The organism is Nocardia jiangxiensis NBRC 101359 (assembly GCF_000308615.1).
Classification (GTDB): Bacteria; Actinomycetota; Actinomycetes; order Mycobacteriales; family Mycobacteriaceae; genus Nocardia; species Nocardia jiangxiensis.
Window position 1 is genome coordinate 277,008 of sequence record NZ_BAGB01000054.1, and the last position, 20,985, is coordinate 297,992.

Genomic DNA, 20,985 nt, shown 5'->3' on the forward strand with positions numbered 1-20,985 from the left:
GCTGGACATTCCGCGCGGGGGGTTTTGCTGTGCCATAACTCCATGGCCTGGGCGCGGAATATAATCCGTTACCAGAGTGGGTGTGCTATGACAACAACAGATCTTCCCCGTCCCGCCGGTTCTGTCAATGAAACCCCTCCTCCCGTTCACGATCCACGTCTCACCGCCGAATCCGCACCCACAGTGGCCGCACTGCGCCGGGTGATCTTCGGCGAGCAGTGGCCCCTCCAGCGTCGATTCAGGGATGTCATCGCCGGACTGGGCGACGGCCCACGGACTGGACTCATTCACTCGGACGAAGCCCTCATCGGGCCAGAACTGTTGCGACTCGCACTGTTCCGGCTGGGCCACCCCGCCCGGGAGATCGCCGCCGACCACCAACTCCGCGGCGCGCTGTGCGGTAACGCTCTCGTGGCCGCGCCGCACATGGCGCCCATCCTGACCGGACACTTCTCGTTGTCCGCCAGCGCAATCAACCGGCTGGGCAACGGATCTCGCTATCAGCAGGAGTGCCTGACCGAACTGGACTCCGCGCAGGCGATCGGTCTGCTGTGCCTGACCGAACTCGGCGGAACCAACGGCAACGACCACAAGACCATCGCGGAGTGGGACGCCGAAACCGGTGGTTTCCGGATTTCCTCGCCCAGCGCCGAAGCCTGGAAGTTCATGCCGAACGCGGCCTCGCCGGTACCCAAGACCGCGGTCGTCACCGCGCGGCTGCTCGTCGACGGTGAAGACCAGGGCGTGCTGCCGTTCCTGTTCCGGTTACGCACATCCGAGGGTCTGGCGAAGGGGGTCGATGCGGTCACCCTGCCGGACAAATCCTCGACAGCGATGGACCACGGCATCTTCCGATTCACCGGATTATGGGTGCCGCGTGATGCGCTGCTCGGCGGCGACTGGGCCGTGATGACTCCGGACGGACGGTTCGAATGCGATGTGCCACTGCGTCATCGGTTCCACCGCGCGATCGGCGTCCTGGGCGACGGCCGGCTGGACCTGGCCAACTGCATCATCGCGGCGGCGCGGGCGGGGCTGGCCGGACTGGTCAACTATTCGCTGCAACGTCGGCCCGGCGAGGGGATGCTGATGGCCGACCGTGACAATGTGCAACTCGACCAGGTCTCCGCACTCGCCGCGGTCTACGCCACGAGCGTGCTGGGTCGCCGCATCCGCGACCTGCGCAGCGGACCCGATGCGGATGATCATCCGCACGCGGTGTGGTCGATGATCGCCAAACCTCTGCTCACCTACACCGGGCTCGAGGTCCTGACGATGTGCGAACAGCGGGCCGGCGCCCAGGGGGCATTGCGTTCCAACCTCCTGGCCGACTGGATCGGCGGCACCAAGGGCGCCATCACCGCAGAGGGTGAGAACAGAATCCTGCAGGTCAAGGTCGGACGTCCCGATATCGAGTTCCTGCGACTCCCGGGCACGCCCGACCGACTGCCGTGGTACCTGGAAATGCTGATCCACCGCGAACATCGGATCGCGACGAGTCTGCGCAACGGCTCACCCGACCCGGCCAGCTGTGCACTCGGTCCCGAATCGGCCGCGGTCGAGATGGCCGACGCGACAAGTCAACGACTCGCCGCCACAGCGCTGTATCTGGAATGGGTCAACGGGTCGGACCCGACCGCCTGCAGACTGGCCGAGTCCGCGGCGGCGGCGTACGCATTGGAATGCATTCACTCGAACGCCGCATGGTTCATCGGTCACGAGCACATGCCGAAGGTGGCCAACGAGCTCCGCGGGTACCGCACGGTTCTGCTCGATCACCTGACAACCATGGTCGACGGGTTCGCGCTGCCCGACCTGTCGTTCGCGCCCATCTTCTCGGAGAACTACATCGAGGCGTACCGAGAATTCACCGGTTGGAAGGATGCCGCCGCAGCCTGAGCGCCCATCACCGCCGCCAACGTCGTCGGCGATTGATCCCCGACCCTCGTCAGGGTCGCGCCCATGCATGCGTTCTGACAGCGAAAGGTGCTCCGAGCCAAGCGGATTCGGCAGTCGTCGGTCGAATCACAACGGCCAGGGCACCTTTCGTCATGCATCTCACCATTTCACCATCGGGAGTGGATGTCTCGGATGCCGTACCGCATGGGATCCGATGTTCCGCAGCAGAAATGCATGGAAACCCCGGTACGGCAGTTCGGCCACAATATCGCGTACGTCCCGAATGCCCACTCCGGAACGAACCAAACCACCACTGACATCTATTCGGTCGGCTATTCGGAATGTTTCATTCAACTCGTCGGTCGAACGACGTAAGCGGTGGTGGTCCAGTACCAGTGTGCGCACCGTCTCGATGTCATCGATCCCGTAGTCGGCGGCCAACTGCTCGGCGAGGTCCGCGGACGGGCCCAGATAATCGACCGTCCCGGCCGTCCAGATCCCCAGATCGTGGATCGCCCAGGCCAGTGCCGCGGTCTCGGGCGGATCGGCCCGCAGCAGCAGACGGTGATAGTTGACGCAGCGCAGCACATGGTTGCGGTACATCTGCCCGTGCGAGCCCAGCACATCCGAGTACCGCCGCAGCACACCGTCGATCAGGCGGTGCGAGGTGATCACACCCGAACCGTGCACCGAGGATTCCTCCCACGAAATGGCAACGCACCAAGTGATTCGATGCCCAGACTACCGGCATCGACCTCGCCATTCGAGAGCAATTCCGACAAATCCGACCCATCGCATTCGCGCCGCGATTCGATCCGCGTTCCGGACGGCGAACCCGAGATGCGCCGGTTCACCGATCCCGTCGAAATATCCGGGATATCGCGTTTGCTGATCCCACGCACTCCACAGATATTCGACATATTCACTGTGTTTCAACAGCTTTCGCGCTACAGTGCGTAATTGTGGACTCCTCGGAGCTCGACCCCCAACTCGCGCACACCGCGCGAGTCTATGACTACTGGCTCGGTGGACACGACAACTACGAGGCCGATCGTCGTGCCGGTGAACGTTCCGAACAGGTCCATCCGTATGTGCGGGTGACTGCCCGACAGAATCGCAGTTTCATGTTGCGCGCCGCGGAATTCTGCGCGGGACAGGGCATTCGGCAGTTCCTGGATATCGGCACCGGCATTCCCACCGAACCCAACCTGCATCAGGCCGTCCAGAAGGTCGACCCCACGTCGCGAGTGGTCTACGTCGACAACGACCCCATGGTCCTCGCCCACGCCCGCGCCCTGATGACCAGCACTCCCCAGGGCTGCACCACCTACGTACACGCCGACGTCCGGAATCCGGACTCGATCCTGACCGCCCCCGAACTACTCGAAACCCTCGACCCCACCCTGCCGACCGCACTGTCACTGATCGCCGTGATGCATTTCGTGGAAGACGAACACTCCCCCTACGAAATCGTCGAACACCTCCTCGCCGCACTCGCCCCCGGCTCATATCTGCTGATGACCCACGCCACACCCGATTTCGGCCCGGAGATGGCAGAAGTGGAACGCGTCTACCACGAATCCGGAATGCCCGGCCAGATCCGTACCCGAGACCAATTCGCCCGATTCTTCACCGGCCTGGAATGGGTAGCCCCCGCCCTCACCACCCCACACAAATGGCGTCCGGCGATCACACCACCCAACAGAATGGACAACAAGGTCCAGTTCTACGCGGGAGTCGCCCGCAAAATGTGAACCGCCGCAAGCAGTTCGAGGTTTACCCCGCAAGATGCGAACCGGCCGATCGCCGAGCCGCCACAACAGGTTCGAGATCTACCCCGGCCGGTGGGCGCAGGCGACGCAACGTCCCGTCGAACCCGGTGACATACAGCGCCCACCGCTCACCGTCCGGACCGATCCGCACCGAACTCGGCCCGGTCCAACCGCCCGACAGTCCCGAGGCACCGGCGACCAGGCAGGCCCAACCGCTCCGGTCGCGGCCGAATAGCGAGTGATCCCGTTCGACGGCCCTCCTTCGGTGCCCACCCACGCGGTCAACAGATCGCCATCGGGTTCCGGGGATCGATGCAGAAGCGGACGTGTCGGGTTCCGGCGGGTGCGGCTGCTTTGGCAGAGTGGGGGCCGTGAACTCCTCCCCCGGATCGACGTATCAGCCGCGACCGATGTCCAGCCGCACTGCCTACCTCCTCGGCGGTGTCGCACTCGTGGTCATCGTGCTGATCGTGGTGTACGTGATGCATTCGAGCAGCAGCAAGAGTCTGAAGGTCCAGGAAGACGGGTACGGTCCGGTGCACGACTCGGCGGTGAGCGCACTGCTGGATTCGGACGGCGCGATCGTGCTCGGTAAAACCAATGCCGCCAAGACGATCGATCTGTACGAGGATCCGCTGTGCCCGGATTGCGGATCGCTCGAGCACTATTACGGGCAGCAGATCGCCAAGAATGTCGATGCGGGCAAGCTCATCGTGCGGTACCGGTTCGTGAACTTCCTGGATTCGAAGTCGGGCACGAAGGATTACTCGACCCGCGCGATCGCGGCCAGTGATTGCGTCGCCTCGGCCGGTGACGGCCCGACCTTCTCGAAATTCCATCAGGCGCTGTTCACCACCAAACAGCCCAGCGAGGAAGGCGGCAGCCTCAGCAACGCCGAGCTGGCCGCGATCGCCAAGGATGCCGGCGCCTCGCAGGACGTGCAGCAGTGCATTGCCAAGGGCGACCGCGTCGACGAGGCACGCGACCACGCGCAGGCCGCGATGACGGCCCTCAAAGACGCTGCGGGGCAGGTACAGACCCCGACGGTGCTGGACGGCGGCAAGAACGTCGACACCGAGGACTCGACCTGGGTGACCAAGCTCGCGGGATAGCCGCGCTCGGCCTCGAACCGCCCGGACGGCAACCCCAGCCGTCCGGGCGGTGTCCATCAACCCCCGTGGATATGCGCCGGATCAGGGGTCCTCATCGATCAGCGCCTCGTAGACGCGATTGCGCGCATCGGCGATGGCGTTGACGGTGTCGCGCAGTTGTCCGGCCATCGCGGCATAGCCGGATCCGGCAGGGGTCCGGTCGAGTTCGGATTCCAGGCGACTGCGAAGTTTGTCGAGCGCTGCGATTCGTTCGCGTTCCACGGCGACGTCGATGACGGTCGGCGCCGGCGGGCGGTCCGGGTGCGACATGTGCTGTGTCCTGTGGATCGCTACCGGACGGACGTCCGGCTGCAGAGCGAGCATCAGTGAATCCCCCTCAGCGACTTGGGTTTTCGACAACAAGGTGGCCGGGCGGCTCGTTCTCGGGCGTCATCGAGACCAGCTCCGGATGGACGAACGCGCCGTGCTCGATCGGGTAGGTCAGGTCGACGGTGGACGGGTGCGGTGGTGCGGAAACACTTGCAGGGGAGGGCCATATGGCATGGAACGCCTCGATATCGGTGTGTGGGAACAGATATCGCTCACCCTCGCGGAGGGTGGTGCGCTCATCGCCGGTGGGACTCCTCCAGCGTAGCCGATCGGCATCGACGCGGTCGATCCGCCACGACGTCTCCCCTCGCCCGGCCGCAGCTTTCAAGCGAAGATGACGTGTACACAACACGGCGAGGTTCGCCAGAACCGTCCCCCGACGCACCGTATCGAACGGAACACTGTGGTCCAGTAGCGATTCCGAAGAGGGCATGGTGCACCCGGGAAAACGGCACATGCCGTCGAGCGCGCGAACATCCCGATCCTGCCATTGCGCCGGGTCGGGCCGCGCCGCCTCCTCCGAACTGGTCGGATCCTCGATTCGTTCCGGAATCAGTTGGAACCGAGCGTATTCCGCGATCCGATGCACGACCGCCGCATCGATCGGACCGTAGCCCGCCAGATGAGCCGGCGCATCGCTCTCACCCAGGAACGTCTCGGCGGGCACACCGATCTGAATCAACGGCCGCCTCGACGGCTCGGATTCCTTTGCAGTGCAGCGTTTTCCGCGGTTGCACGTACAACGCAGATGTCGTGCCCCGTCGGCCAGCGCCACCAGCGCATCGGCTCGCCGCTGCGTCATCGTGCGCGGATCGGACCGGCACACCTGCAGACTCATCTCCCGCAAACGCATCGCGACCGTCTGCGCGCCCACCGCGGGCACCAAACCGTCGAACACCGCCATACCGTCCTGCACGGCCTTGATGCGCACATCCCGATCGCCCTCGCGCCGCTCGCGACGACGACTCTCACCCGCAGGATCGAGCCTGGCCACCCAGCGCCGCACCGTCTGCCGCAGCCGCGCAGGCGGCAGCCGCTCCGCCACATCGATCAGCGTCGGTTCGACATCGGCGAGCAACTCCTCCGGCAGATCCCGCACGTTCTCCACCAGGACCTGTGTCCGCGCCAGGTCGATCCGCCCGGAAGCGAACGCCTCGCGAATCCGCGGCAGCCGATCGAGCCCGATCCCGATATCGATCAGCCCCGCCGCCACCGTCTCGGAGATCTGCACCGCCATCGACGCCTCGGCCGCGGCGAACTCCGCCCCCCGCTCCGTCGCCCCCCGTCGCCGATACAACTCCCGCACGGCAAGCACCTCGGCAGCCTGCGCGAACGCCGCCGCCCCATGCGCCCGCCGCACCGCGTCGAGCAGCCCCTCATCGGTCATCCCCTGAAGCTCTCCGCTATCGAACATGTGTTCGATCCTACCTTTCGAACACCCGTTCCACCACCCCGTTGTCCAGGCGATTTGGCGGCAAATACCCACGTGGTGTAACTTCGTTCAAGCCGAAGGGGAACACCCCGGAGGCAAGTTCCACGGGGCTATGGCGCAGCTGGTAGCGCACCACACTGGCAGTGTGGGGGTCAGGGGTTCGAGTCCCCTTAGCTCCACCAGGGAAAACAGTCGTTTTCCATCGTTTCGAGTCGGCCGATTGACGACACATTTGACGACAACTCACAGCGCAGTGTCGTCGGCCGACGAATCGAACAGCGTCCCCATTGAGTCCAAGGCGTCCCGCTTCACCGACTCGATCACCTCCATGTAGATGTCCGTCGTCACGGTGATCGAGGAATGGCGCAGGATGCGCTGCACGGTCGCAGCCTCGACACGTTGCGTGAACAGCAGCGTCGCGCACGAATGCCGCAGGTCATGCACCCGGACCTCTGGCACCCCCGCCTTTTTGCACAGCGCATGGAACATCCGGTTGACGTTCCGCGGCTCGATCGGCTTGCCGAACTTCGTGGTGAACACCAAGCCGGATTCCGTCCAATCCCTACCGGCCGCGAATCGTTCCTCCATCTGCTGTTTCCTATGATTCCGGAGAACGGCGACGAGCGGACGAGGCAGCGGAAGCGTGGCGTTCGAACCTTCGGTCTTCACCTCCTCGAGACGCAACTTGCCGTCGACACGATGCAGAGCTTGCCGAACCACCAGCCGCCCGCCGGACAGGTCGACATCGGACCACTTCAAGCCCAGAGCCTCACCGCGCCGTAACCCCATCGACAACGCCACCGCCCACAGGGCATGCAACCGATGCGATTCCGCTGTCCGCAAGAGTTGCTTGGCCTCCACCACCGTGAACGCCCGAACTTTGTACTCACCCGCGCCGCCGACCTTCACCGTCCGAGCCACATTCCGACTGATCAGCTCTTCCTCCACGGCATCTTGCAGCGCAGCCCGAAGCACCCGGAGTACATGCTGAATCGAGCTGATCGACAAGACGTCGTGGCAGCACGCTGCAGGCGACTTCGCGCAGCATCGAGGCTTGACCCGACCAGCATCCTTGCCCTGGGCGCAGCACTGGCACTTGGTACGCAGCCCTGCAATGAACGCCCGAACCTGTCGACTGCCCAACGCCTTGAGCTTGTGGCGGCCCAGGCCCGGAACGATATGCAGCCGAACATCGCCCTCGTAGGTAGCGAAGGTGGTCCGCCTGATCTTCGGTTCGGCGATATCGCGTAGCCAGTACTCCATGTATTGCCGAACCGTCATGGTCGTCACATCGACGGGAATTCCCTTGCGCTGCAACTCCTTCAGCCGCGTACGCTCAGCGTCCGCCTCATCCCAGGTGCGGCCGTAGACACTGACCCGCTTGCGCTTGCCGTCCGGGGTATCCACGAACAATTTCAGCTCGAATCGGCCGTCTTGACGCTGACCGATAGTGCCCGAGCCGTTCGGGTTGCGCTTCTGCCGCTTCTTCTCAGCCATCACGCGGCACTCTCGATCAGACCGGAGATATACGCATCAAAGGACTGCCGAACGATCCGCCGACACCGACCGACCTTGATCGATTGCACCTGCCCATCCCACAGCAGCCGGTATATCGACCATGTGCTGACCATGAGTTCGTCGGCCGCTTCCTGCACGGTCATGAACTTGCCGCCCATCCTCATCCCCTCCTATGCCGCATCCGGGTTTGCCGAATCTTGTTGCCCTGCAACGGTTTCACGTGAATCATGATCTTGCTCAGCCTGAGCCAGCCGCGCTATGTCGTACTGTGAGCGTTGCCGGATCTTCTCCGCGACCATGGACATGATCAGGTACTCGCGCGGGGGCACGTCCGGGTCTCCTGGCTCGGCCGGAGCGATCCGGAACCGCGACACGTCCTCCTTGCTGATGCCCGCCTCAGCGAGACGTTGCCGGACGAACTCCACCCGGTCCGCCTTGTGATCGGTCAGGTTCTTCCCGGTCCACTTGCGCGACACCAGCACTCGACGGCCCCGCAGTCCGAGGGTGTCCCGCCGATGCGCCTTACCCTTGCAGCGGCCAGGAACGGTCTTCTCATTCGCCCCCTTCGGGACCACGCCGTAACGCAGCCAGATCCCGCAGCGAGGCGAGCAGGGCGTCTTGCACAGCTCCTCATGCAACCGGTCGTAATGCCGTGCGGCGCGGTCGGACTGGGGTTCGATCACCTCGGAGATGGACTTGGTGAGGTACTTGGTCAGGTAGCCGATATGGCGGCCTGCCTCTTCGGTGCCGCCGAGGATGCCCTTGACGTCGACCTGCTGTCCGAACCGGACCACGTGTGCAGGCTCGATGTCGTCCATCTCATCCATCAGGTCCATCACCTGATCCCACGTCGGCACCGGCACCGGGTCACCGGTTTCCGGATCCACCTCATCCGGGTCCACCCACGCCGCCATGGTGTAATTCCAGACCGGCATCCGGTCGGGGGTGTAGACGTCCTGGTCGAAGTGCGGCCAGTGCACCTGGTGATACGTCGCCGCGGTGAGTTGCCGGATCATGGCCCGAGGATCGGAGCCGCGGACACCGGCATGGATGTGCGGAGCTCCCCGACGCTGGGGTTCGACGGTGGCGAAGTACTGGACATCGCGGCCTGAAGCGCGCCGGTAGTTCTGGACGAACCGATCGAACAGGGCCGGGAAGTGGATGATGTCGCGGGCCGCTTGGCGGTAGTCGTAGCTGTCCGGGTCGATCGGGGCCCCGTCCGGACCGACTTTGCCGTAGGAGGGCAGGGTCAGGGTCAGGAACATGGACGGCCGGTACTTGCCCGCGTACTCCCGCCCGACCGTCGACCGCGACACCTTCTGCCGTGGCAGGTCCGGGGACTCCTGGCGCCGACGAGTGGACCGCTTGCGGACAGACTTGGATTCCGGGTCCAGCGGCGGGAACGGTCCGCGCACCCCCGACTCCCGCAGCTCCGCGTCGAGGTCCGCGACGACTTCCCGGATACCGTCCATGACGTCCTGGTCGCCCGCCTCCTTGGCCTGCTCGTACTCCTCCTGCAAGCTCGCGCGAGCAAGCACAATCGCCCGCTCCGCCTCGGTCGGTTCGCGCTTGTCGTCCACTGGTTCCTCCTCGATGTGCCAGCCCTCGCGGCACTGTTGAATCCGCAGGGCTCGAGCCCGTGCAGCACACGCCGGACACACGCATTCGAGGGTCGATTTGCACGGTGCGCCAACGTATTTCATCTCCCCCGACGCCTGATCGAACGACCGCATCGGCAACGGCCGCGTACACACCCCGTGCTGATCGGCCAAATCCTGGGCGATCTCGGGCATGTTCGGGATAGCGCGTTGCTCCGCCGCCGTCCGACGACGCGAATCCAGGTCAGTCACCAGCGATCCGCTCATGCAGCCACCACGCAATCCAGGTCAATCGGCTTACCGGGAACTGTCGAGACCGCCCACTCCACGGACGACATCAGCACGAGCTCCGCAGCACGATCCGTGGCCCGAGGAAGGAACGCGTCCCACTCCTCCGCGTAGGCCGATCCGATCAAGCCGCAGGCAGTCCACCGAGCACACATCGCATTGAACTGCGCGAAGCTCAGACCCGAGACATCCTGGAAGGCAATCGACATCCGCTCCGGACGCTGGACCAGCCACGCCAGCAGCCACCGCTCACGCACCGGCAGCGCATCCAACCCGAGCAGCAGCACCTTGGCCTCGAACTCGTTCACGCCGGACGCCCCTCTCCCTCACGAACATCGAACAGGCTCAACTGCCCCGCACAGGGCGCAGACAGATCACGTACGGTCTTGCACCGACGCCGATTCCCACGAAGGGCAGCGGCCGAACTCTCCTGCTGCCCTTGGGGTTTCCTCGCCTTCCCCGCCATCGGTCACAGCCCCCAGCCGCGAACGTGCGCCATACCGGCAGCCGGACGGTAATCCGGGTCCACCAGCTTCGGACCCTCCTGGTAGCTCCGCGCACCGCTGACCGACTTCGGGCAGCCCGCCGCGTAATCCCACTCATCCACCCAGACCCGAGGCACCAGACCTGCAGCCTCGTACTCCTCCCGGGTGTTCACCCCGTGCAGCCGGGCCCGAGTCGCCGCCTCCTGCTCAGCCACACGACGCGCCTCCGGATCAACCGCGTACCAGCCGGACTCGTCCTCCGGGACATCCGGAACCACGGACAGGCTCGGAGAAATCGGGGTCACATCCGTCAGGCCACCCACGCAGTTCAAGCACCGCTCAGCGGTCGCCAAATCCGACGACTCCGAACCCTCGCACTCCGGGCACACCTCCCACACCGAGCGAGCATGCAACTCGATGCAGCGCGACTTCGAGCAATCCCGCTCCATGCACCACATGCACCACCCCACATAGTTCAACCGCGCCGGGCGAAGAACCTCCACCGCTGAAACCCGCTCCGCCTGCATGATGACCTCCGGTTACCCGTCGTGTTCGCTCCGTATTCGTATACTAGCACGCAAACTCATCGCGTACTAGTACACGCCTGCAAACGATATTCAATAAGATCAAATCCGCAGGTGATAGACTTGAATGCCAGCTAGTACGCGTACCTGCCAGGAGGTTGTTTCCTATGTCGCCGACCGTGAATCGGCCCGTTCCCGCCTACCTCCAAATCGCTGAGCACTTCCGTACCAAGATCAAGAACGGTGACCTAACCGAAGGTGCCAAGCTCCCCTCAGTCCAGGAAATCGCCAGAGGATGGGAGGTAGCAACCGCTACCGCCGCCAAGGCTCTCAGCCAACTACGGGTCGAAGGCTATGTTCGGAGCACAAACCAGGGCACATTCGTGTCAATCGCACACAAACAGACGACTGGCCCCGATCGTCTTGCGATGTTCCGCGCGACCGGAAACGGTTTCCGCCCAGGCGAATCCGTCGAAGTCGTTAGCTCCGGTATTGCCGACGCCCCCTCCGATGCTGCCGCAGCACTCGATGTCGCAGAAGGTTCGCCGGTAGTTCGCCGACGACGAATCTACCGCGACGACTTGGGAGTCGTAACGGTCTCTACCTCCTGGCTCCCAAGCGAATTCGCGGAGGCGGCACCCGAGTTGCTATCGACCGACGCACTCCCCAAGATGACCTTCGGACTCATCGAAGAACGCACAGGACGACGAGCCGTCAGCCGTCGGGACGTGATCGCACTCCGCACCGCCCCCGAGGACGTCGCCTCTTCGCTCGGTGTGACGAACGAGACCCAGTGCCTCACCATGACGAATCTCTACTGGGACCAGGACGGCAACCCGACCGAGTACGCAATCGACTACCTTGGACCGGGTCGCGAACTCAGCGCCGAATTCGCGTTCGACTAAGCCCCCGTTGACCGCCGCGAAACGGCCGGACCTCTCCGCATCATCCGCCTTGGAGAGGTCCGGCCGTTTCCATATCCTCGCACGTCGCCCACCGCTCGTAGTCGTTCTCTGCCGAATTTGGCTATATAGGATCAAGGGCGGCGCTGGCGCGCCGCCGCGCGGGGCCGCCGCGCGGCACCGCACAACCCGCCGGCCTCCGCTTCGCTCCGGCAGGCGGGGAGCGTTGGGCACGTCGGCCCCGCTCTGGCGACGTGGTAGCACCGCTGACTTTTCCTATCTGACCACGTAATTCAACGACCGAGCAGTGTGGGCACGACGAGAGCCGTACCCGACTGACCTCCCGCACCCGATCACGGATTCGCCGACAACCAGCCCGGTCGACCGGCTGTGGTTCCGATCCCGCATCGAATTCGTGCACGAAACCGGAATTTCCCCAGGTCAAGCCGTGGTTACGCAAGAATCCCCCACCCTCCTCATTGCCTGATTGTCTCGCTTCAGACAACCGCGTCAAGGGAAAACCCGCCCTTGACACGGCCGCCTTCCGCTGAGAGCGGCAAGTATGAGGATGATGGGGGAAGAGCAGTCAATGACGGATAGACGACCTATCCGTGAGACGGACATGACGACACCCCCGACGACAACGACGACGACAGTCGAGCATCGGGGGCACCTGGGCACCATGCAATTGAGCGATCGATTTTCCCTGGTCAGGGCTTCCGCGCACTCCTGGCAGTGTGGGGGTCAGGGGTTCGAGTCCCCTTAGCTCCACTTCGTATGCAGGTCAGAGCCGCTTTTCATCTCTAACGAGACCAAGAAAAGCGGCTGATCTTCCCACTAACTCCCGCGATGCTTCAACATCCGTGCGATCCCCTTCGAAGCAGGCGGCGCGATTGCGAGCCTCAACTCGGCCACGTTCCACCTGCTGGACTTCGAAAGCGCCCGCCTGCCCACCGTGGGATGGGTCGAATCGGCCGGCTACGGCGAACTCGCCGAGGATCCCGAACGATTCACCACCTGCGTCGAGGTCACCACACCCGTAACGCCGTACTCATCCGTGACAGCGAATACAGCGGCCCGCTCACATCCAGCCGATCATCTTCGTTCCGGCCGAACACTGGCGAGCGGTCCTCACCCTCGCCCTGAACCAGGAATCCGGCACGCTGAACAACGTGCCGGCCCTCACCGTCAGTACCGACGGAAGCGCCACACTCACCTCCCCCGCGGCGAGCAGCTTGCCTACAACGCCGACGAGTGCGACGCCTTCACCAAAGGGATCGCGAACGGACGGTTCGACCGTCGCCGACCGAGTCTCTCGCTTCGTGTAGGTTCTCGAAACTCGCGGCGGAATCTCACCGATGGCTCACCTGGGCGCCCGCTGTGTGCGGGACTCAGGAGAGTGCGAAGACGGGGAAACCCGGTGCGATCTCGGCCAATTCGGCGTCGGTGGCGTTTTTGGTGACGCCCTCGAAGAAGCGGCCGACCTCCCAGCCCCAGCGATCGAGGTATTCGCGCAGCACCGGAATCTTGTCGGCGTCGGGGACCTCGGTGGCGGTGAAGGCTTCGGACTTGCGGCCCAGACGAAGTTCGCCGGCGCCGGAGACGCGCAGGTTGCGGACCCACTGAGTGTGGCCGCGCGGGGCCACCAGGTAGCGGCGGCCGTCGGCGGCGGTGAGGACATTGACCAGAGTGGTGCGCCACTGGCCGCTCTTGCGGCCGCGCACGGCCAGCAGGCGAGAACCGGCGAGGCTGATGCCCAGCTTGGGCAGCAGGTTGAAGAAGCGATTCACGATCGGGTCGAGGCCGGACGGGCCGATGTAGCGGGTGGTGGCGTCCATGGGGGTTCCTTCGGGAGTTCAATTCGAGAGCGGTGCTCTCTGTACGAGAACAGTGTGCGCGCTCCACCTGAGCGAGTCAAGAGCGGTGCTCTCGAAACATTCCGACGCTCCGAAACGTGGCATACTGTCTTAATGAGCGTGCCCAGAACCGCCCGCGCCCGAGCCCGAGCCGAGATCACCCGTGAGATCGCGGATGCCGCGCGCCGCCAACTCGCCGAATCCGGGGCCGCCGCTCTGTCCCTGCGTGCCATCGCCCGAGAACTCGGCATGGTTTCCTCGGCGCTCTACCGCTACTTCCCGAGCCGCGACGACCTGCTCACCACGCTGATCGTCGAGGCGTACACCGCCGTGGGCAACGAAGTCGACGAGGCCATCGACGCAGTCACGGCCCCGCGTGCGCAGTGGCGCGCCGCGGCAACGGCGGTGCGGCGCTGGGCCATTGCGCATCCGCACGAGTACGCGCTGCTGTACGGCTCACCCGTGCCCGGCTATCAAGCCCCGCAGGCCACCATCGCCCCTGGTTCGCGAATTCCCATCGCAGTGCTCGGTATTGTCGGAAGGGCTTGGGGGAGCGGTACTCTCGCGACTCCCGGCGACGAGCTCAGCCCGGTACTGAGCGCACAGCTCGCAGTGATCGCCGAGCAGCTCGCTCCCGGCGTACCGGAGGCGATCCTGGCGCGGGCGGTCATCGCCTGGACCCAGCTGTTCGGGGTCGTGGGCTTCGAGCTGACCGGCCAATACGTCGGCAGCGTCGATCCCACCGAGGCGTTCTTCGACTATTCGGTCGAGACCATGGCAGACCTGATCGGCCTGCGCCACTGACCTTCCGGAAAGATCTGCGCCTCAGCGAAGTCGTCCGGTGACGGCGTCGCCGAGTCCGGTGCCGTCGAAACTCTTCGGCAGAGCCAGGGAGAGGATCTGGAAGGGCTTGGTGGTCAGGTCCGTCGGATTGCCGAACAGCTGGGTGCGCTCGGTTTGTGGCGCGGGGACGTACAGGCGGCGATCGCTGCCGATGAAGCCGCCGTCCGGGCTGAGCAGCCGAGGATCCGATGCCATCGTGACCAGCTTTCCCGAAGGCTGTAGTAGCAGGATGCGGTGGTTGTCGATGTCCGAGATGTACAGGTTTCCCGCGGTGTCCATGGCGCACCCGCCCGAGAGCGGTATGTTCGCCAGTTGCTCGACGTGAGCGGCGAGCTCGTCGTCGGACAGGTTCGCGTCGCGCAGGATGTCCGTCCTGATGCGACGGAACGGCCCCGTGGGAGCCGCCCAGTAGAGCCAGACTCCGTCGGCGGTCACCTCGATCAGGTCGCTTTTCGGCGTCTTGTGCCGATTGCGGCACCGAGGACAGCAACGACGCGCGCAGCAGCGGGAGCACGCTCCGACCTGATCCAGTACGTGTTGCTCCCGATGGTCGCCCCGTTCCACCGTCGGCAGCCGCACGTCTCGGCACGGGTGCGTCAGTCGGTCGATCGCGCCGAGATCGTCAACATGCTCACCTCCGGCAAGGTGGATCTCGCCTTCGACCGCTCTCCGACACACCCCTCGCTGACCACCCTCGCCCGCATGAACGAGCACCTGTACCTGGTCGCGCCGAGCGACCACGAACTGCTGAAGCTCCCGCCCAGGGACCGTCCGGCGGCCATCGCGGACCATCCCTTCGTGACCTACGCACCCGGTATGCGCACCTGGAATCTCACCCAGCGCTGGGCCGCCAAGGTCGGCGCCACCATCGTGCCCACCATCGAGACCCGCAACGTCACCCTCATGAAGCACGCGATTCAGCAGTACGGCGCGTTGAGCATCCTGCCCGGCGTCGCCGTGTCACAGGAGATCCAGGACGGCGGCATGGTCGCCGTGGAAATCGCGGACATGCCGCTGACCCGCACCACCGCAATCGCCGCACGTCCCGGCGGGGAGCGAACACCTGCCATCCACAGCTTCGTCGAGGAACTGGTCGCCGCCTACGCGAAACGTTCGGACACAACGGCCGCCGAAATACGCTGGGTCGCAACCCAACCGGAGTCAACCCCGAGCTGAGGCCGTCACCAGCCAGGTGTCGAAGTCCAGGAGTCTCGGGGTGGCGGCGGCGCAGCGTCGCGATGTCGGCGTTCCAGCCGCCACCTGCCCTGAACCGGCTCGCAGCGGCCGAGATCAGGGCGTTGCGGTGGTGGCGTGGGGGTCGAATCCGCCGGGGATCTCGTAGACGACTCCGCCGAAGGTCGCGGCGAACAGGCGGCCGGCGGAGAAGCCGGTGGAGCCGCGGCCGTAGCTGACGACGCTGGTCGTCGGGCCGGCGGTGCCGAGTTCGCAGTAGTGGCCGGGGGCGTCGACTCGCACGATTCGGCCGGATGGGTTGAACGGGAGTACCGGGCGGTTCTGGGAATCCAGGGTGAGGCCGTCGGGGGCGGCGGTGATGTCGGGTCCGGTCAGGTCGAGCAGTGATTGGGAGGCGCCGGGGTTGCCGATCGGGATTCGGCTGACGCCGGGGTTGCTGAAAGTGCGTGAGACGTAGAGGAATTGGCCGGCGGGATCGAGTACCGCGCCGTTGGCGCTGGGAAAGCGGGCCCAGTCCGCCTGCACCGCGCCGCCGGGGCGGATGCGGCCGACCAGGGTGGCGAAATCGTTGGTGGCATAAGCGGTTCCGTCGTGTCCGACGGCGAGGCCGCTGGCAGCGCTGACGCCCGCGGCATACCGGGTGAGCGCGCCGGTGGCGGGGTCGAATTCGTCGATACCGGCCGCGCGCACGGCGTCTCCGACGAGCACGCTCGGATTCGATCCGTAGCCGATCAACAGCTTCCCGTCGGGGGTCCAGGCCAGTCCGCCCGCGCCGGGCACCGTCGCGACGGGGACTGCGGCCGCTCCGGGAGCATCGATGCGGAACACCCGGCCCGAGCTCAGGTCGGTGACGTAGGCGCGGCCGCGCGGGTCGACGGTGAGGCCCTCGAAGGCGGCGCCGGACACGGATCCGGCCCGAACACTCGCCTGCCCGGCACCCGGGCAGATCGCCGCGGCCTGCGCGGCAGGTGCGACGGCGGCGGTCAGGGCGGCGAGAGCCGATGCGGCCATCGTCGCGGCGGCAGCGCGCAGAATGTTCATGACCTACCTTTTCTGTTCGGGGCGACAAGGGCGCCGCCACGTGGGGTGGCCGCCTCGGCAGGCGTCGCCGCGGGTCCGGGTGACGATCCGCCCAGCGACGATACCGGCGCGAGGAAGATCTTCCGTGTCGCTACACGATGCGGGAAGGCTCGAGGTTCACCGGCTCTCGTACCGGCTTACCGGGTGACGCCGGGGAGTGCGTGTCCGCGCCGATACGGCTGACCAAGGTCGCCGATGTGGATGACCAACATATCTATCTCCTTATCAGGGCATTTGCCACCGTTGAGCTAGTCGACGAGGTCGGACGACCGAAAGTGAACCGCGAGCCGGTTCGCCACACGGATCAGGCAGAGACACAGACAGGTGAACACAGCCGCCAACCACATGACAGGGAGGCCGCCGTGGCCAGGCTAGCCCCGTTCTATCAGGACGTGCAGTCGCACTATGACGTCTCCGACGACTTCTACCGGCTGTTCCTCGATCCGTCCATGACCTACAGCTGCGCCTATTTCCAACGCCCGGACATGTCGCTGGAGCAGGCTCAACTGGCCAAGATCGACCTGTCCCTCGGCAAGCTCGACCTGCGACCGGGCCAGACTCTGCTCGATGTCGGATGTGGTTGGGGCGCGATGATGTTCCGGGCGGCCAGCCAGTTCGACGTGCGCGTCATCGGCCTGACGTTGAGCGGCAATCAGTTCGACCACGTCCGGCGGGAGATTGCGCGGCAGGGCACGACCGATGTCGAAGTGCGGCTACAGGGCTGGGAGGAATTCGACAGGCCGGTCGACCGCATCGTGAGCGTCGGCGCATTCGAACATTTCCGCCGTGAACGGTACGAGGAATTCTTCCGCCGCTGCCACCACAACCTGCCTGCGGACGGGCGGATGGTGCTGCACACCATCATCGGGCACACCCTCGCCGATCTGCGCCGCCTCGGCATTCCGGTCACCCGCGAGGACGCCCGCTTCCACATCTTCATCCGGCGCGAGATCTTCCCCGGCGGGCAACTGCCGCAGCCGGCTGTGATCACCAGGCTCGCGGGACGATCCGGATTGGGCACCGAGCAGATCCAATCCTTGCGACCGCACTACGCCCACACCCTGGACCTGTGGGCTCGCGCTCTACAGGACAACCGCGCCGAGGCGGAGCGGATCACCTCGCCGGAAACCTACGCACGCTACCTGCGATACCTCACCGGAAGTGCGGACCACTTCCGCAGCGGACACCTCGACGTCATGCAGTTCACCCTCACCAAGTGAACCGAAAACGCCTCGCCGGTACCGGAGTACGGGTCGGGCCGAATTCAGGGTGCGAATCGGGGGGTTCCCGGAGGCGGCACGCGGAGTCTGTTCGTAGGTTCGTACCGTTGCCTACTTCGACGAAGGGTGGTCGGCGTGACTACCGCGACAGTGGAACGGGACGGTGAGCTGCGGGATGTCGAGGGGTCGGCCCGCGCTCGGTGGAATCCGTTCACCCGCATCGCATTTCGGTTCTGCTTTCTGTACTTCGGGTTGTTCTGCGTGCTGTATCCGCAGTTGCTGTTCGCATTCCTGGGATGGTTCGGATCCCCTCGGTGGCTGCCCGACGACGCGGTCGTCTGGCAGGTGCGGGTGCTCGAACCGGTCTATCGGTGGGTGGGACGCACTGTTTTCGGTGTCGATGCGGAACTGAACAGCAGTGGCAGTGGGGATCTGGCACTGCTGTGGGTGCTGGTGTTCTGCGTGCTGGTGGTGGCCTTGGTCGGCACACTGCTCTGGTCGACAGCGGATCGGCGGCGACCCGGGTACCGCCGGCTGGCAGGGTGGTTCCTGCTGTTCATCCGGTTGTGTGTGGCCGGGCAGATGCTGACCTACGGCATGGCCAAGTTCATTCCGACGCAGATGGCACAGCCGGGGCTGACCACACTCCTGCAACGCTACGGCGACTTCTCGCCGATGGCGGTGCTGTGGAGTCAGGTGGGCGCCTCGCCGACGTACGAAATACTGCTCGGCACAGCCGAACTCGTCGGCGGGATCCTGTTGTTCATCCCGCGCACCGCGACACTCGGCGCGATGCTCGCCCTGGTCGACATGTCCCTGGTGTTCGTCATGGACATGACCTTCGACGTCCCGGTGAAGATCCTGTCCGGGCATCTGATGCTCATGTCGCTGATCCTGTTGGCGCCGCAAGCGCGGCGACTGTTCGACGTGCTGGTGCTCGATCGCCCCAGCGCACCCTCGAACGCACCCTATCCGTTCCATACCCGCAGGTCCCGCACGATCGCAGCGCTGATCCAGATCGCCTGCATCCCTTGGATCCTCGTGCCGCTGGCCGACTCCAGCTGGAAGAACTATCACGAAGCGGGCGACGGCCGCCCACATCCGCCGCTGTACGGCATCTGGTCGGTCACCGATTTCACCCGGGACGGGCAGCTGGTTCCCCCGCTGCTCACCGATGAGAACCGTTGGCAAGGAATTGTTTTCGATATACCGGGAGTGATGAGCTATCAACGGATGGACGGCCGGGTGGTCGATGCGGCACTGACACTCGACGCCCGGACCCGGCACATCGAACTGGCAGGCGGGCAGCGACACGTCATCGAGAGTGAGAGGCAGACCGACACCGCACCGAAGTCCGCGGCCGAGTTCACATTCCAGCAATCGGCACCCGACCGACTGCGCCTGGACGGCCGACTCGACGCACATCCGGTGACCATCGAGTTGAACCGCGTCGACCTGAACAGCTTGCGACTGCGTAGCGGCGGATTCCATTGGGTTCAGGACAACCCGTCATTCTGACCCGTCCGCACCCGGTACGGTTTCTGCGCGAATATCTTCACGCATGCAGAGGGGTGGTGACCGTGGTGGCGCACGGCACGGATGTCGGCTGGCATTACGGGGTTCTCGAGGTGTCCCTCGGCGCGGAACTGCCCACGGTCGACCGGATCGACATGTGGCACGAGCACGTCGGCCACAACCACGGCCCGGTGCACACCCGGATCGAGTGGCCGGAGGGGTTCTCGGGCAGGACCTGGACACAACGGGCGCTGACCACCCGCGGCGGCACCGATTCGGGCATGCTCCAGCTGGTCGAATTCGCTTCCAGTGCAATCGACTACACCCGCAGCAACGAGGTCGCGAGGAACGCCGGAGACGACAGCGCCAGGCTGATCATCCCGATCGACGGGCGGATACTTCTCGCCCAATCCGACCATGCCGTCTGCGTCGAGCCGGGTCGGATGGGCATTCTCCGGTGGAATCAGGACATGGCCATGTCCCACGGCGACGACTTTCGCGCCTACATCCTCAACATCCCCGCGTACGCTCTGCCACCGGCTCGGGATCCTCGGGGGGCGTTGGGGATTCAGCCCAAGAACTTCATCCTGAACAACATCCGGCGCATGGTCGACAGTCTGGCGGCCGATCGCCGATCGGTGACCGCACCGGAGTTCGTGGAGTTCAGCCGGGCGATCGTCGATCTGGTCGCGGGAACCCTGGACGATCGACGCGCCCCGGAACTGGACGCACACGCCAGACTGGTGGCTGACGCCCGGCGACGCATCCACCTGTACAGCAACGACTCGGATCTGACCGTGCGCACTCTGGCGGAAAGTCTCGGAATCTCACGACGGCAGCTCGAGACGGCGATGAAGAAGGTTGCCGGACGCACGCCCGGTCAGGTGTTGCGCGAAACCCGCCTGCGCCGAGCCTACGATCTGCTCGCCGACCCGGACGCCACCGAGGACGTCGTCGACGTGGCGACCGCGTGCGGATACAGCTCTCTGAGCGGCTTCAGAACCTCGTTCGTCGACAGGTTCGGCATTCTGCCCGGAGAGGTGAAACATCGGGCTCGGTCGTCGCAGCGACCAGCGCCGCGACCGGAGAAACGCGCACAACTCCCGCATTTCTCGTGAATCCGCTCCCGGCGCACACGTGTGCCGACCGTCGAGCTACTCGGATTTCTCTGGGCTGAGGCAGTCCCCACCACGGCCTCAGCCCGACACGACCGATCGCTTCCCAACACCGGTCGCACCGAAAATTGTAGTCGGCGTGGATGTTTCGGCGGGACCGAATTTGCGCAGGCGTTTTTGCACGGTGCCTGCCCGATACCGCCACCGGACTCCGCGAACGGTCGGACCGCGCGGCGATGAATTCATCGCACGCGCCTCGTCCT

General features: G+C 65.0%; 20 protein-coding genes and 1 tRNA gene. 10 read left to right on the plus strand and 11 right to left on the minus strand.

The genetic code is table 11. The annotated features are described in order from the left end of the window. Nucleotides 1–183: 183 nt before the first annotated feature. Nucleotides 184–1,899, plus strand: coding sequence for an acyl-CoA dehydrogenase family protein (locus ON40_RS25250; protein ID WP_040826618.1), 1,716 nt, complete (start codon nt 184–186; stop codon nt 1,897–1,899). Nucleotides 1,900–2,058: 159 nt separating this feature from the next. Here ON40_RS25250 and ON40_RS25255 read toward each other — a convergent pair whose 3' ends face one another. After that, nucleotides 2,059–2,589, minus strand: a complete 531-nt coding sequence (locus ON40_RS25255) for a hypothetical protein (RefSeq protein ID WP_245567978.1) — start codon at nt 2,587–2,589, stop codon at nt 2,059–2,061. A gap of 272 nt (nt 2,590–2,861) precedes the next feature. On the opposite strand from ON40_RS25255, the gene ON40_RS25265 reads away from it, so the two are divergent. Together ON40_RS25265 and ON40_RS25275 are read left to right on the plus strand one after the other, a co-directional pair. Beyond that, nucleotides 2,862–3,653 (plus strand): SAM-dependent methyltransferase, encoded by a 792-nt coding sequence (locus ON40_RS25265; protein WP_040826622.1) that lies wholly within the window; start codon nt 2,862–2,864, stop codon nt 3,651–3,653. 428 nt (nt 3,654–4,081) lie between these two features. Next, a complete protein-coding gene (locus ON40_RS25275; RefSeq protein ID WP_051193516.1) occupies nt 4,082–4,783 on the plus strand; it encodes a DsbA family protein in 702 nt (233 codons plus the stop codon). An 81-nt stretch (nt 4,784–4,864) separates the two neighbouring features. Here ON40_RS25275 and ON40_RS25280 read toward each other — a convergent pair whose 3' ends face one another. Further along, a complete protein-coding gene (locus ON40_RS25280) occupies nt 4,865–5,146 on the minus strand; it encodes a hypothetical protein (protein ID WP_040826628.1) in 282 nt (93 codons plus the stop codon). Between the two features lie 13 nt (nt 5,147–5,159). Then, entirely contained in the window at nt 5,160–6,566 is a 1,407-nt protein-coding gene (locus ON40_RS25285) for a DUF222 domain-containing protein (protein WP_083895901.1), read from the minus strand. Nucleotides 6,567–6,690: 124 nt separating this feature from the next. Between ON40_RS25285 and ON40_RS25290 the strand changes: the two genes are divergently transcribed. After that, a tRNA-Ala gene (locus ON40_RS25290) sits at nt 6,691–6,766 on the plus strand. Between the two features lie 61 nt (nt 6,767–6,827). On the opposite strand, the gene ON40_RS25295 is transcribed toward ON40_RS25290, so the two are convergent. The 5 genes from ON40_RS25295 to ON40_RS52090 form a co-directional block, all read right to left on the minus strand. Then, nucleotides 6,828–8,081 carry a tyrosine-type recombinase/integrase gene (locus tag ON40_RS25295; protein WP_040826632.1) on the minus strand — a complete coding sequence of 418 codons (1,254 nt, stop codon included), beginning with the start codon at nt 8,079–8,081 and terminating at the stop codon, nt 6,828–6,830. Continuing rightward, nucleotides 8,081–8,260 carry an excisionase family DNA-binding protein gene (locus ON40_RS50145; RefSeq protein WP_040826634.1) on the minus strand — a complete coding sequence of 60 codons (180 nt, stop codon included), beginning with the start codon at nt 8,258–8,260 and terminating at the stop codon, nt 8,081–8,083. The genes ON40_RS25295 and ON40_RS50145 overlap by 1 nt, the downstream gene beginning before the upstream one ends. Nucleotides 8,261–8,272: 12 nt before the next feature. Continuing rightward, nucleotides 8,273–9,967: a replication initiator gene (locus tag ON40_RS25305; RefSeq protein ID WP_063713081.1), complete on the minus strand. Its 1,695-nt coding sequence runs from the start codon at nt 9,965–9,967 to the stop codon at nt 8,273–8,275. Then, the gene (locus ON40_RS25310) at nt 9,964–10,296 is read right to left on the minus strand and encodes a hypothetical protein (protein ID WP_040826638.1); all 333 of its coding nucleotides are present in this window, start codon (nt 10,294–10,296) and stop codon (nt 9,964–9,966) included. The genes ON40_RS25305 and ON40_RS25310 overlap by 4 nt, the downstream gene beginning before the upstream one ends. 161 nt (nt 10,297–10,457) lie before the next feature. Then, nucleotides 10,458–10,778 (minus strand): hypothetical protein, encoded by a 321-nt coding sequence (locus tag ON40_RS52090; protein WP_169541901.1) that lies wholly within the window; start codon nt 10,776–10,778, stop codon nt 10,458–10,460. A gap of 386 nt (nt 10,779–11,164) precedes the next feature. Here ON40_RS52090 and ON40_RS25320 point away from each other — a divergent pair, with 386 nt between their 5' ends. After that, nucleotides 11,165–11,902 (plus strand): GntR family transcriptional regulator, encoded by a 738-nt coding sequence (locus ON40_RS25320; protein WP_040826641.1) that lies wholly within the window; start codon nt 11,165–11,167, stop codon nt 11,900–11,902. 1,388 nt (nt 11,903–13,290) lie between these two features. On the opposite strand, the gene ON40_RS25325 is transcribed toward ON40_RS25320, so the two are convergent. After that, complete coding sequence (locus ON40_RS25325) at nt 13,291–13,737, minus strand: nitroreductase/quinone reductase family protein (protein ID WP_040826643.1); 447 nt, start codon at nt 13,735–13,737, stop codon at nt 13,291–13,293. Between the two features lie 132 nt (nt 13,738–13,869). Between ON40_RS25325 and ON40_RS25330 the strand changes: the two genes are divergently transcribed. Further along, nucleotides 13,870–14,559: a TetR/AcrR family transcriptional regulator gene (locus ON40_RS25330; protein WP_040826645.1), complete on the plus strand. Its 690-nt coding sequence runs from the start codon at nt 13,870–13,872 to the stop codon at nt 14,557–14,559. Between the two features lie 21 nt (nt 14,560–14,580). Here ON40_RS25330 and ON40_RS25335 read toward each other — a convergent pair whose 3' ends face one another. Continuing rightward, a complete protein-coding gene (locus tag ON40_RS25335) occupies nt 14,581–15,033 on the minus strand; it encodes an SMP-30/gluconolactonase/LRE family protein (RefSeq protein ID WP_051193517.1) in 453 nt (150 codons plus the stop codon). A 27-nt stretch (nt 15,034–15,060) separates the two neighbouring features. Between ON40_RS25335 and ON40_RS25340 the strand changes: the two genes are divergently transcribed. Next, nucleotides 15,061–15,774, plus strand: a complete 714-nt coding sequence (locus ON40_RS25340) for a substrate-binding domain-containing protein (RefSeq protein ID WP_281033060.1) — start codon at nt 15,061–15,063, stop codon at nt 15,772–15,774. A 114-nt stretch (nt 15,775–15,888) separates the two neighbouring features. Here ON40_RS25340 and ON40_RS25345 read toward each other — a convergent pair whose 3' ends face one another. Further along, nucleotides 15,889–16,833 (minus strand): SMP-30/gluconolactonase/LRE family protein, encoded by a 945-nt coding sequence (locus ON40_RS25345; RefSeq protein ID WP_040826649.1) that lies wholly within the window; start codon nt 16,831–16,833, stop codon nt 15,889–15,891. Between the two features lie 401 nt (nt 16,834–17,234). Here ON40_RS25345 and ON40_RS25350 point away from each other — a divergent pair, with 401 nt between their 5' ends. From ON40_RS25350 to ON40_RS25360, 3 genes are all read left to right on the plus strand, one after another. Continuing rightward, nucleotides 17,235–18,092 (plus strand): cyclopropane mycolic acid synthase family methyltransferase, encoded by an 858-nt coding sequence (locus tag ON40_RS25350; protein ID WP_040826860.1) that lies wholly within the window; start codon nt 17,235–17,237, stop codon nt 18,090–18,092. A gap of 135 nt (nt 18,093–18,227) precedes the next feature. Further along, nucleotides 18,228–19,610, plus strand: a complete 1,383-nt coding sequence (locus ON40_RS25355; RefSeq protein WP_245567980.1) for a DoxX family protein — start codon at nt 18,228–18,230, stop codon at nt 19,608–19,610. Between the two features lie 56 nt (nt 19,611–19,666). Beyond that, the gene (locus ON40_RS25360) at nt 19,667–20,725 is read left to right on the plus strand and encodes a helix-turn-helix transcriptional regulator (RefSeq protein WP_157186414.1); all 1,059 of its coding nucleotides are present in this window, start codon (nt 19,667–19,669) and stop codon (nt 20,723–20,725) included. Nucleotides 20,726–20,985 lie beyond the last annotated feature (260 nt).